The organism is Nocardia jiangxiensis NBRC 101359, assembly GCF_000308615.1.
GTDB classification, from domain to species: domain Bacteria; phylum Actinomycetota; class Actinomycetes; order Mycobacteriales; family Mycobacteriaceae; genus Nocardia; species Nocardia jiangxiensis.
Genome location: NZ_BAGB01000040.1, coordinates 246,815 through 259,205 on the forward strand (window position 1 = coordinate 246,815; position 12,391 = coordinate 259,205).

General features: G+C 66.7%; 11 protein-coding genes and 1 pseudogene. 5 read left to right on the forward strand and 7 right to left on the reverse strand.

From position 1 onward, the window contains the following. Window positions 1-23 precede the first annotated feature (23 nt). The 3 genes from ON40_RS13580 to ON40_RS13590 are packed head-to-tail and all read right to left on the reverse strand — an operon-like array spanning window position 24 to window position 3,106. Window positions 24-833 carry an enoyl-CoA hydratase gene (locus tag ON40_RS13580; RefSeq protein WP_040822257.1) on the reverse strand — a complete coding sequence of 270 codons (810 nt, stop codon included), beginning with the start codon at window positions 831-833 and terminating at the stop codon, window positions 24-26. Window positions 834-843: 10 nt separating this feature from the next. After that, window positions 844-2,043: an acyl-CoA dehydrogenase family protein gene (locus tag ON40_RS13585; RefSeq protein WP_040822259.1), complete on the reverse strand. Its 1,200-nt coding sequence runs from the start codon at window positions 2,041-2,043 to the stop codon at window positions 844-846. 13 nt (window positions 2,044-2,056) lie between these two features. Then, window positions 2,057-3,106 carry an acyl-CoA dehydrogenase family protein gene (locus ON40_RS13590; RefSeq protein ID WP_040822260.1) on the reverse strand — a complete coding sequence of 350 codons (1,050 nt, stop codon included), beginning with the start codon at window positions 3,104-3,106 and terminating at the stop codon, window positions 2,057-2,059. A 98-nt stretch (window positions 3,107-3,204) separates the two neighbouring features. Between ON40_RS13590 and ON40_RS54545 the strand changes: the two genes are divergently transcribed. Continuing rightward, the gene (locus tag ON40_RS54545) at window positions 3,205-3,378 is read left to right on the forward strand and encodes a helix-turn-helix domain-containing protein (protein ID WP_245567787.1); all 174 of its coding nucleotides are present in this window, start codon (window positions 3,205-3,207) and stop codon (window positions 3,376-3,378) included. Window positions 3,379-3,783: 405 nt separating this feature from the next. Continuing rightward, window positions 3,784-3,996 (forward strand): annotated as a pseudogene (locus tag ON40_RS55475) (zinc ribbon domain-containing protein); the annotation flags it as partial. Window positions 3,997-4,135: 139 nt separating this feature from the next. Here ON40_RS55475 and ON40_RS13600 read toward each other — a convergent pair. From ON40_RS13600 to ON40_RS13615, 4 genes are all read right to left on the reverse strand, one after another. Continuing rightward, complete coding sequence (locus tag ON40_RS13600; protein WP_083895626.1) at window positions 4,136-4,930, reverse strand: amidohydrolase family protein; 795 nt, start codon at window positions 4,928-4,930, stop codon at window positions 4,136-4,138. A 68-nt stretch (window positions 4,931-4,998) separates the two neighbouring features. Next, window positions 4,999-6,207: an amidohydrolase family protein gene (locus ON40_RS13605; RefSeq protein WP_040822262.1), complete on the reverse strand. Its 1,209-nt coding sequence runs from the start codon at window positions 6,205-6,207 to the stop codon at window positions 4,999-5,001. 197 nt (window positions 6,208-6,404) lie between these two features. Beyond that, complete coding sequence (locus tag ON40_RS13610) at window positions 6,405-7,901, reverse strand: acyl-CoA carboxylase subunit beta (protein WP_040822263.1); 1,497 nt, start codon at window positions 7,899-7,901, stop codon at window positions 6,405-6,407. A gap of 50 nt (window positions 7,902-7,951) precedes the next feature. After that, window positions 7,952-9,187 (reverse strand): cytochrome P450, encoded by a 1,236-nt coding sequence (locus ON40_RS13615; RefSeq protein ID WP_040822266.1) that lies wholly within the window; start codon window positions 9,185-9,187, stop codon window positions 7,952-7,954. Between the two features lie 148 nt (window positions 9,188-9,335). On the opposite strand from ON40_RS13615, the gene ON40_RS13620 reads away from it, so the two are divergent. The 3 genes from ON40_RS13620 to ON40_RS13630 all read left to right on the forward strand — a co-directional run bounded on the left by ON40_RS13620 (window position 9,336) and on the right by ON40_RS13630 (window position 12,391). Continuing rightward, on the forward strand, window positions 9,336-10,121 hold the full coding sequence (locus ON40_RS13620) for a coniferyl-alcohol dehydrogenase (RefSeq protein WP_040822599.1): 786 nt from the start codon (window positions 9,336-9,338) through the stop codon (window positions 10,119-10,121). Between the two features lie 128 nt (window positions 10,122-10,249). Next, complete coding sequence (locus tag ON40_RS13625; RefSeq protein WP_040822268.1) at window positions 10,250-11,470, forward strand: cytochrome P450; 1,221 nt, start codon at window positions 10,250-10,252, stop codon at window positions 11,468-11,470. 117 nt (window positions 11,471-11,587) lie between these two features. Further along, the gene (locus ON40_RS13630; RefSeq protein ID WP_040822271.1) at window positions 11,588-12,391 is read left to right on the forward strand and encodes an enoyl-CoA hydratase/isomerase family protein; all 804 of its coding nucleotides are present in this window, start codon (window positions 11,588-11,590) and stop codon (window positions 12,389-12,391) included.

Sequence of the window (12,391 nt, forward strand, 5' to 3'; positions counted from 1 at the left end):
TCCTCCTCGTGGCCCGGTGCGGATTACCGCTTCATCTGTGCGGCTTGGTTTTTCAGACCGTCCAGGGCCATCAGCACCGGCTGTCCGGTCTCCGAGATCGCATGGGCGTGGCCCAGCTGATGGATGTCGAAGACCGCTTGCACGGCGGCGGTGAATCCCTGGATGTCGAGGGTCTGGTTGACCGCGCGCTTGGCCGCGCGCAGGGCGAAGGGATGCTTCGTCGCGATCTGCGCCGCCAGTTCCCTTGTTGCGGGGTCGAGTTCGTCGCGCGCGACCACCTTGTTGACCATGCCGATCCGCAACGCTTCCTCGGCGTTGACGGGCCGGCCGGTGAACAGGATCTCCTTGGCCAGCCGGGCCCCCATCTCCCAGGTGTGCGCGTGGTATTCGACGCCGCCGATGCCCATCGCCACGACGGGATCGGAGAACCGGGCGTTGTCGGCGGCCACGATCAGATCACATGGCCAGGCCAGCAGCAGCCCGCCGGCGATGCAGACCCCCTGCACCGCGGCGATGGACGGCTTGGGGATGTTGCGCCACTTGAGCGAATAGCCGACGTAGCGGCGGGATTCGACCTCGTAGATGTCGGACACCAGCCACTTGTCCCGGTTGTCGTCCCAGGTGCTGCGAGCGACGTCGTGACCGGCGGAGAAGTGTTTGCCGTTGGCGCGCAACACGATCACCCGCACCTGCGGGTCGTCCGCGGCCCGGGTCCATGCGGCGTCGAGTTCGTCGAGCAGCGCCATGTTCTGCGCGTTGTGCACCTCGGGGCGGTTGAGCGAGATCGTCGCGATGCCGTCGGCGGCCTCGTAGAGGACGAGATCGGTACTCATACTCGACCTTTCATCGTTTCGCCGCGACCGGCGCGGAATAGTTCGCCCGTCCCAGGCCCAGGACGTGCTCGGCGATCATGTTGCGGAACACTTCGAGGGTGCCGCCGTAGATTCCGCACAGCGGCGCCCAGCGGTAGACGTACTCCGCGCCGCCCTGGTCCGCGGCTCCTTCGGCATCGATCGGCAGTGCGGAGGCCGCGCCGAGCAGGTCCATCAGATCCGGGGAGATGTCGCGCATCGTCTGGGCGACCGCGACCCGGCCGAACATGCTGGGCGCGGACAGCGCCGCTTCCATCCGCGCGATGCTGCGGCCCAGCCGGTACGCGACCGCCCCGTCATCGATCAGACGGCGCCCGTCGGGACCTTGCCTGCCCGCGATACCGGCGATCCGGTCCACCGAGGTCGCCATCATGGTGCCCTGGTGCACCATGATCGACACGTCCTGCAGGCCGTCCGCGTCCGCGTCCGCGTCGACCACACCGTGCTCGACGGCCAAGGGCTGCAACAGGACTCGCCATCCGTCGTTGACCTCGCCGAGCCGGTACTTGTCGTCCACGCGGACGTCGGTGTAGTAGACGATGTTCGTCCGGTCGCCGTCCACGGTCCGGATGCCCTGGATCTCGATTCCCGGCGTGTCCAGGGGAACAAGGAACATGGTGAGGCTCTTGTGTTTTCGCGCCTCGGTATCGGTGTTGGTGATCAGGAAGACATACTGGCAGTTGTGCGCTCCGGTGGTGAACATCTTGGAGCCGTTGATGATCCACTGCTCACCGTCGCGCACGGCCTTGGTCTTGCAGGTCGCCACATCCGAGCCGCCGTCGGGCTCGGTGTAGCCCAGGCACAACCGGACCTGTCCGGATGCCACACGCGGCAGCACTTCGTTCCGCAGCTCGAGCGAGCCGAAGTGTTCGACCGAGGCCGCCACGATCGCCGTGGTGCCCCAGGTGACCCACGGCACGTGCACGCGACGCCGCTCCAGATCCCACAGCCTGCGCTGCACCCGGGTCATCCCACCCTCGCCGCCGGTGTTCAGCTCCGCGGACAGCCAGCCATCGGCGCCCATGGCCAGGTGCACGCCCTCGTCGAAGTTGTCACCGGTTTCCCGATCGCGCCGCCGGACGTCGTCGGTGACGTGGGTGTCGAGGAACTTTCGCACCCGATCGTGGAAGGCTTGCTCCTCGCCCGACAGTTGCACTCGCGAGAAATCCATCGCTGTCTCCGTTCTAAACCTGAACCGCGGCAAAGCATTCGGCGACCCGCGCCGCGCTGGCTCCCGGATCGCCCCCGGCCAGCGGCCAGCCCCGGGCCCGCAGCAGATACGCGGACGAGACCGATTCCGCGCTGACGCCCAGGCCGCCCTGCACATGGACGGCGGTGGTCGCGGCCTTCGCCGCCTCCTCGGCCAGGTACACGAACGCCGCCGGCGCGAGGCCGGGCTGGACATCGGGTTCGTTGTCCAGGAACCAGGCCGCGCGGCGGGCCAGATTGCGGCCGGACTGCACCACGATCGCGATATTGGCCAGCGGATGGGAGATCCCCTGGAGTGTGGAGATGGGCACGCCCATGGTGTAGCGGTTCCTGGCGAATTCCGCGGCCACGGTCAGGGTCTCCTCCACCAGGCCCACCAGCGCCGCCGCGGTGAGCAGCCGCCATTCATCCAGTGCCACATCGTATTCGGCCAGCGCCTGCGCACCGGACGCGACGACGGTCCGGTGGTCGGCCGCCTCGGGATCGATCCATGTCATGGGCAGCCGCCCGATGTTGTCGGTCCTGGCCGGGCGGGTGTCGAAACTCAACCGGACGATATCGCTGCCGTCGCGGACCAGAATGTGATCGGCCACCGCACCGGAGGGAATCAGCCGCGGCCCGGTGACGGCGTCGAGACGAGCATCCAGCCCCACCACGGTCTTGCCCGCGACGATGTCGGCGTCGTCAGATCCCAACGCTCCCAGGCGAGCCAGCAAGCGTGCCGCGCAGACATGATCGATCCACGGAACGGGTGCGATGGTGCGGCCGAGTTCCTCCGCGACCAGGGTCAGATCGACCAGTGTCGCGCCGTCGCCGCCCACCGATTCCGGCAGGGCCATCGAGGTGGCGCCGGTGCCGCACAGCTGTTCCCACAGATTTTTGTCGAATCCGGTCGGTTCGGCGGCCCGGACGATGTCGATGGTGCTGCGCGTCCGGAAGAATTTCGCGTAGACCGCCCGCAACTCGGTCTGGTCCGCGGACAGGCTGTAATCCTGCCTGCGCAGTTCGTAACGATCCTTCGTCATCGGGGATCTGCCTTGGATACTCCGTGGTTCACGGCGGCGAGGAAAAGGCGGATATGTCGCTTGTGCCGCATGGCAACTGCTTTCGATAGTATGTTCGAATGGATGAGGTGGTGCGGTACACGTACCGGCTTCGGCCCGGACGCACCGCTGAGAAAGCGCTCCTCGCCGAATGGGGCCGCTGCCGATGGCTCTGGAACGACGCTGTCCACCAGCAGAAATCCGGGCGCAAGCCGACGTTCGCGCGGCTCTCGAAGCTGCTCACCCGGACGTGAGCGTCGATGCTGTGGCTGCGGGAGGGTTCGCAGGTCGCGCAGCAGCAGATGTTGCGTGATTATGCGCGGTCGCTGGAGCAGTCCTTCGCGGTGAAGGGGCGTGGTCGTCCGAAGGTGAAGTCCCGCAAGCGGTCTCTGCCGTCGCTGGAGTACACGCGCCGGGGTCACCGCAGGCGCTGCGCCGCCGAATTGGCGAAGGCGCAACGCCGAATGGCCCGACGTCACCGCGAGGGCTGTCCGCCCTCTCGTGGCTACGTCGATGTCAGGCGGCAGGCTGCCCGGCTGGCCAGGAAAGCCGCCCGGCAGACCGTGCACGACTCGCGGGTGTGGGCCAAACATGTTGTCGACCACCACGATCTGATCGCTGTCGAGGATTTCCGGCCGAAGTTCCTGGCGAAGTCCACGATGGCGCGCAAAGCCGCTGACGCCGCGATCGGTGCGCCAGAACGGGAACTGATCGAGCGTGCCAGGCGGGCGGGCCGGAGGGTGGTGATGGTCCGGCCCGCGTACACGACAATGACGTGCAGCCGGTGTTTCGCGAGAACCAGGCGACTCGGACTGCACGAGCGGGACTTCCGGCGCCTGGACTGCGGATTCGCAGATGGACGTGATCGAAATTCCGCCAGAGTGGTTCGGGCCGTGGCAGAACGGGGCCACGTCAGTGTTGACGATGTCAGACAATCGGGTCACCTCCTGCGGGTGGATGGTTCGGCTGCGGTCCGAGCTGGGAATCTCCCGCCTTCACGCGGGAGAACCGTTAAGACTCCTGGCTCCGGCGCGCCCGATCCCGGGCGCTCCGGTCTGCGAAAAAGAACTCGTCTGCGTTGTTGTAGAGGTAGTTCTCCAGCACGTCGTGCGGCAGATCCAGCGCGAGCGCCTCGGGCACCACCCGGGACATGCGCAACACCGGCCAGTCCGAGCCGAAGATTATCTTGTTCCTGCCCCGGGTCCGCATGAAGTGAATCAGGCTGTCCGGCAGCCGCTTCGGCGACCAGGCCGAGGTCATCAGACGAAGATTCTCGTATTTCATGAGCAACCGGATCGCGGTGTCCCACCACGGGTCCGCGCCGTGAATCATGCACAGGCGCAGTTCGGGAAACCGATAGCACACTCTGTCCAGATAGATGGGATTCTGCACTTCGCCCGGGATCGGCGGACCGGGCAAGCCGGTGTTCATGCACAGGGGCAGACCCAATTCGGCGCACTTGTAATACAGCGGGTAGTACACCGCGTCCGTCGGCGGATACTGCCCATCACCCCAGAAGCTCGGTCCGGCGGTCGTGTACACCACCGGCAGGCTCGCGACCAGAGCTTCGAGTTCGCGCAGCGACGACACCGGATGCAACAGGTCCACCCCGTTGATCGCGAGCGAGAAGCGGTCCGGACATTTCTCGGCGAATTCGACAGCGGTCTTGGACGGCTTGGCCATCGAGTACATCAGCACGGCTTTCTCGACGCCGTGCTCGTCCATTTCGTCGGTCAACTCGCCGAGTTCCACCTGCGAGTAGAGCGAGGCCGGACCTTTGAAATAGTCGTCTCGAACCTTCAGCATGTACGTCGGCTGTTCTCGTTCGCCGAAGTGCACGTTGACCAGGCAGTCGATCACCTTACCCACTCGCGCTACCGCGCTGCCGCCGCGACCGGCACGCCGAGGAACTCCAAGGCGTTGTCCCGCATGATCTTTCGGACGTCCGCCGCGTCGAAGCCGGTCAGCTCGCCGGTGAAGTCCAGCGGTTGTTCGAGGCCCTCGCCGTGTGGCCAGTCCGAGCCGAACAGGATGCGCTCGACGCCGATCGTCTCGGCCAGCCGCGGCAGGTCGTCCTCGTAGTAGGGCGCCACCCACACGTGCTCGCGCAGGGTCTCGACCGGATCATTCGGGAACGATCGCGGAGATTGGTTGGCCAGCTTCTTCATTCGCTTGCACAGCCGGGCCACGAAATCCGAGCCGTTCTCGATGCTGGCCACCCGCAGTGCCGGGTGACGATCGAACACGCCGTGGATGACCAGCGAGGCCATGGTGTCGTGGATGGCGCGATCGTCGACGAGGATCTTGTCCAGTGCGTCGCCGGGGCCGCCGAACGGCTCGAAGGTGTCCTTGCCGCCCCACATCGCGGCGATCTTCAGATATCCGCTGTCCCCCAGGTGGAATGCGACCGGCACGTTCGCCTCGGCCAGGCGCGCCCACACCGGATCGTTCGCCGGGTCACCCAGTGAGCGCGGCTTGCCGAGGCCGGGCACCGGCGCGGGACGGATGTGCACCATGCGCGCACCGCGCGCGAGAACGAACTCGACCTCGGCGACGGCCGCGGCCGGGTCGGCGAGCGAGATCATCGGCGCGGCAACGACTCTGCGGTCCGGCCGGTCGAAACCCCAGTCCTCGTCGAGCCACAGGTTGAACGCGTGCAGCGAGGCCATCGTGGCCTCGATATCACCCTTGAGGGCCTCCTCCACGCCGCACCCGAACGTGGGGAACATGAAGACGGTCTCGATGCCCTGCTGGTCGATCACGGCGGCGCGCGCGTCCCGGTCGCGGTATTCGGGCCGCAGTTCCAGGCTCTCGACCCTCATCAGGGTGGCCGGGTCCACGCCCTCGGGAACCTGGCCGCGGAAGATCAGATCCAGGCAGCCGGGCACGATGATCGGGTCGAAGGTCGGGTTCGGGATGAAGCGATTGACCCGGTCGCCGATGACCGCGGTGTGGTACTTGCCGTCCTGGACGATCTGCACGCCGCGGCGGCGGAACTTGCGGTCCAGGTGCCGGGTGAACGCGTCCAGCGGCTCGTAGTAGTGATTGTCGACGTCGATCGCCTTGTAGTCGAGCGCGGTCATCGCAGTCCTTTCATCTCACCGGATGGTCGTAGCGGGCCTTTCGAGGGCACGGCCCGGACTCCGCGCGGGCACGCGAGTCCCGGCCCGCGCGGCGCCGAATTCGGCCGCTGCACACCGGGACACCCGCTGTCGCACGTCGAACAGATATCACTACTGTATACCTATCAGTAGCGTCTTGTACACGGGTTCCGCGGGGGTCACGGCATGATGGCCGCGCGCACCACCGGCTCCGCGGCGGCCTGCCGCGCGTACAAACCCCGCTGCAGCGACAAAAGCAGGGCGTTGCGGGTCTCCCCGGGATTGATGAGTTCGTCGAATCCCATGTGCTGTGCCGAGTGGTAGGAAGCCTGCAACTCCATCTCGCGCAGCGAGGCCGCGAGATCCTGTTCGGCATTCGAGGCGTTGCTCAGCGCGGCGGCGCTCATCGCGCCCATCGTCGCGCCCGGATAGGCGAAGGTGCCGACCTGGTTGTCGAAGCTGATCAGCGACATCACCATCGAGCCGAATCCGTATGCCTTGCGCAGGGTTACGTGCAGCTTCATCGTGGTCGCCGTGGTCTGCGCGACGAACATCCGTGCCCCGCTGCGCAATACGCCCGCCTGCTCGGATTCACTGCCCGGCAGCATGCCCGGATTGTCGGCCAGGAACACGATCGGCAGATGGAACGAGTCGGCGACGGTGATGAAATGCGCGGCCTTGTCCGCGGCGTCGGCGTCGATCGATCCGGCGAGCACCTGCGGCTGATTGGCCACCACCGCGACCGGATGACCACCCAGATGCGCCAGCGCGCAGATGATCGCCTCGCCGAAATCGGGCTGCACCTCGAACCAGTCGGTGTCGTCGAATACCACGTCGAGCACGGTGCGCATATCGTAGGTGCGCCGATTGTCGCGGGAGATGAGTCCGAGCAGTTCCGGGGTGGCGCGGGGACCGGTCGCCTCGGACGGCGGGGCCGAGGGCGGATAGGACCACGCACTCGGCGGGAAGTAGGACAGATAGCGGCGGATCTCCTCGAGCACCGCCTCGTCGGTCTCACCGAGATTGTGGATCAGCCCGCTGGGCACCGCGACGTCCGGACCGCCCAGATCCTCCTTCGAAACATCCTCTCCCGTCGAGACTTTCACCACCGGCGGCCCGGCGGTGAAGATCGCGCCCTGGCGGCTCATGATCGCGAAATCCGCCACCGGGGCGACCAGCGCGCCGTGTCCGGCCGAGGCCCCCAGCACCCCGGTCACCATCGGCACGCGACCCGAGCACCGCGCCTGGGCCAGCAGATCGGTCGGGGTGCGCCCGTAATGGTCACCGGTGGGCCGGAATCCCGCGCCCTCCAGCAACATCACCAGCGGCACCCGGTTGCGCACCGCGAGCTCGGCGAGGCGGTAGCGCTTGGAATTGCTGCCCGGCGCGATACTTCCGGCCAGTGTGGTGAAATCCTCCGCGCCCACCATTACCGGCGCGCCGTGGATCAATCCGGAACCGGCCACGATCGCGTCGGCGGCGACCTCACCGCCGACCAGGGTGCCGAATTCCTGGAACGTTCCCGGATCCAGCAGATGCTCGATCCGGGAACGGGCATCCAGTTTGCCCTTGCCGCGATGTTTCGCGACCCGTTCGGGACCTCCCATCGCCTGCACCCGCACTCGGCGCCGATCGAGGTCGGTGAGCGTCTCGTCCCAGGTCCGGGCATTGGTCATGGTGTCGTCCTTCTGCAGTTCGGCTCGCCGGCAACAGGTTTCGCTCGCGCTCAGGCCAGCGTGTAGCGGATCGGCAGATGTTTGAGTCCGCCCACGAAGGTGGTGGCACTGAGCGCGGGCACACCGTTGAGTTCGATGGAGGTCAGCCGCGGCAGCAGTTCGGCGAGGAACTTGCCGATCTCCATGCGGGCCAGGCCCGCCCCGAGACAGAAATGCACCCCGAAGCCGAACGCCACGTGCTTGTTGGGTTCACGCTCGATGTCGAAGCGGAACGGATCGGTGAACGCGTCCTCGTCGCGATTGCCCGATACGTAGGACAGCAGCAGCGACTCTCCTGCCGCGATCGGCACGCCGTTGAGCGTGGTGTCCTGCGCGGCGGTGCGCATGAACGCCTTGACCGGGGTCACCCACCGGATGATCTCCTCGGTCGCCAGCGGCATCAGATCCAGGTTCGCGCGCAGGTTTTCGCGTTGCTCGGGATGTTCGACGAGCGCGCGCAGCCCACCGGCGATACTGCTGCTGGTGGTGTCGTGCCCGGCGGTGGCGATGATCGCGTAGTACGACATGGTGTCCACATCGGACAGCGGCTCGCCGTCGATGCGGGCGTTGGCGATGGTCGAGCCCAGGTCGCCGGTGGGGTGCTCCCGCCACGAGGCGGTCAGGTGCTGGAAGTACTGGAACATCTCCAGTAGCGCGTTCATCGTCTCGTCCGCGGGCGCACTGCGTTTGAGCTCGTCGTCGTCGCTGCCGACCAGCTCCTGCGTGAGTTTCAGCATGCGCGGAAAGTCCGACTCGGGCACGCCCAGCAGCGACATGATCACGTACAGCGGGAAGTTGACCGCGACCTCCTGCACGAAATCGCATTCCCCGCTCGCCTCGCGCATCCGATCGACGTACTGCTTGGCGAGCTGCTCGATCCGCTCGCCCATCGCTTTCATCGCCTTCGGGCTGAACCAGTCCGCCGCGATCGAGCGCACCACCCGGTGCTGCGGATCGTCCATGTGGATCAGCGTGCGAATCCCCGCCGCGGACTGCATCTCATCGGAGGCGGCGCTCATCAGGACCGGCCGGGGCCAGTTGGTGAACAGCCGGTTCGCCCGTTCGACCGCCAGGATGTCCGCATGTTTGGTGATGGCCCAGAACGGCTGGTAGCCAGGCACGTCCACCAGCGAAACAGGCTCGCTCGCACGCACTTTCGCCAGCGTGGCATGCAGTCTCGCCTCCTCGGTGTAGGAGTGCGGATCGGCCAGGATCTTCGCGGTGCCATCGACGATCGGCATGCTCATGAGCTGACTCTTTCGTTGCGTACGTCTCGGTGCTCACCGGGCCGAAACGCATGCGCACCGGTCCGTTGTGACGGCCACTAGAGTGATTTATAGTGACCCTTACTGTCAAGCATTCTATAACCCTTCGCGCACGGGAATGGTGATATCCATGGACTCTGAGCAACGCAAGGTCGTCGTCGTGGGCGCCGGCTCGGGGATCGGCGCCGCGACCGCCGCGCACTTCCACCGCAACGGCGATCATGTCCTGGCAGTGGACCTGCGCCCCAACCAGACTCCGGCCGCGCGGCACGAGCAGTGCGATCTGCGCGATGCCTCGGCGATCGCGGCCCTGCTGGAGCGGATCGGGTCCGGCTGGGATCTGCTGGCCTACGTCGCGGGCGTGCCGGGCACCGCACCGGCCGCGGACGTGCTGATGGTGAACTACCTGGGCATGCGACTGATGGCCGAGGGCATGGTGCCGCGCCTGCGCGAGGGCGGCGCGATCGTCACCGTCGCGTCGGTGGCCGCACTCGGCTGGCAGGAACGCATTGCGGCATTGACGGGACTGCTGGCAGCGACCGACGCCGAGGCCGTGAAACGCTGGCAGGAAGACCAGGATCCCGCCTACCCGGTGTACAGCACCTCCAAGCAGGCCGCGATCATCGTGGCCAAGCGCCTGGCCCCCACCGCGTGGCAGAAGTACGGAGTCCGGGTGAACACCGTGAGCCCCGGCCCCACCGAGACCCCGATCCTCGCCGATTTCGAGGAATCCATGGGCAAGGAGGTCCTCGACACGGTGAAGGCCACCATCGGCAGGCACGCACGGGTGGACGACATCGTCCCGGTCATCGCATTCCTGGGCTCCTCGCAGGCCCGGTGGATCAACGGTCAGGACATCCACGTGGACGGCGGATTCGTCGCACCGCTGGTCGCCGGAGCGCCGATTCAGTTGTGACACAGCGCCCCCGGCGCGCCGGGCATTCGACGAAATATCCGGGCCCAACCCGTCGCGACTATACTGTATGCATTACAGTAGTGTAGACAGCCGAATTCCGCGATGAGCCACGAACCCTGAGGTGAGCTGTGAACAGCCCTGCACGAGACGAATCCGCGGTCGCCGCGGACGCTCTCGACCTACGTGACCCCTATCCCTACTTCGCCGCCAGACGCGGCGAAACGGGGGTGTTCCACGGCACGGTGATGGACTACTCCAAGACCCCGGAATCGTTGCGGCCCAAGGACACCTACGCCGCGGTCTCCTATGCCGCGGTCAGCGCGGCGCTGCGGAACAACCGCGCATTCACCTCGAAGCTCTACGATTCCACCATCGGCGTGTTCATGGGCCCGACGATCCTGGCGATGTCGGGATCCGCGCACAAGGCGCACCGGGCCCTGGTGACCACCGCGTTCCGGCCGCAGTCGCTGCTGCGGTGGGAGCCGGAGATCGTGCGGCCGATCTGCGAGGCGCTGATCGACGAATTCGCCGAACGTGGCCGAGCGGATCTGATCAAGGAGTTCACCTTCGAGTTCCCGACGCGGGTCATCGCACGTCTGCTGGGGCTCCCCGAAGAAGATCTGCCGTTCTTCCGCAAGGCCGCCGTGGCGATCATCAGCTACGCCGACAAGGTTCCGCGAGCGCAGCAGGCCTCGAACGATCTGAAGGAGTACTTCCTCGAGCGCATCGAGGAACGCCGCAGCACACCGACCGAGGACATCATCGGCGATCTGGTCGCCGCGCAGATCGATGGCGAGAAGCTGAGCGACGAGGCGATCTACTCGTTCCTGCGGTTGTTGCTGCCCGCCGGGCTGGAAACCACCTATCGCTCCGCCGGAAATCTGCTCTATCTGCTGTTGCGCCACCCCGAGCAGTTCGCCGCCGTGCAACAGAACCGGGACCTCGTTCCGCAGGCCATCGAGGAGGGCCTGCGCTACGAGACGCCGCTGACGCTGGTGCAGCGGTACGTCACCGAAGACGCCGAACTCGAAGGCACCGCGATCCCCCGGGGCGCGGTGCTGGATCTGTGCCTGGGATCGGCCAACCGCGACGAAACCCGCTGGGACCGGCCCGAGGAGTTCGACATCTTCCGCTCGCACACCCCGCACATCAGCTTCACCGCCGGCGCGCACACCTGCCTGGGCCTGCATCTGGCGCGCATGGAGACGCGGGTCGCGGTGGAATGCCTGCTGGACCGGCTGAGGAACTTCACCCTTCTGCCCGAGGGCGACCCGCACATTTCCGGACAGCCGTTCCGCTCCCCCAACACGCTGCCAGTCACCTTCGACATCGCCGCCCCGCACCGGTGATGCGATGTCGAAAGTACCTCGTCGGCAGCGAGATTCGACGCCGGAACCGTTGCGGCTCGGCGTAATCGGCCCGAAGCCTGAGACACCAGCCCGCAAATCCGGTTCGGAAAGGACCTCATGAGTGAGGACCCTGCACTTCTGCACGACGAGGCCGCAGGCGTGCTGACGTTGACCCTGAACCGGCCACGCCGCAAGAACGCGATCACCCGCGAACTGTGGCGGGCGCTGGCGGATGCGTTCACGCAGATCGCGGAGACCGACACGATCCGCGCGGTCGTCCTGACCGGCGCGGACGGTAATTTCTGTTCCGGCGCAGACATTTCCGAGGCCGAGGGCATGGACGAGTTCCCCGATCCCGGCGAGGAGATGCGCGCGATCAACGCCGTGGTGCGGCAACTGCACGAGCTGCCGGTTCCGACGATCGCGAAGGTGCGCGGCGTCGCGGCCGGTGCGGGGTGGAATCTCGCCCTGGGCTGCGATCTGGTGGCGGCCGCGGAGGATGCGCGGTTCTGCCAGATCTTCACTCGCCGTGCGCTGTCGCCGGATTGCGGCGGTTCCTGGCTGCTGCCCCGGCTGGTCGGCCTGCAACAGGCCAAACGCCTGACGCTGCTGGCGGACACGATCGGCGCCGCGGAGGCGCACTCGCTCGGCCTGGTCACCTGGGTGCGGCCCGAGGAGTCGATCGACTCCTTCGTCGCGGGGGTGGCCGGTCGGCTCGCGGCCGGACCGCCACGGGCCTTGGCGCTGACCAAGGAACTGATGAACGAGGGCGCCGACCGCACCCTGCCCGAAGCGCTCGAGGGTGAGATGCGCGCACAGACCGCCAATCTGTCCGGCTCGGATGTGCTCGAGGCGTTCGCCGCGTTCGCGCAGAAGCGAGACCCGGTCTTCACCGGCGGGTCCTGGGGCACAGGAGGATAA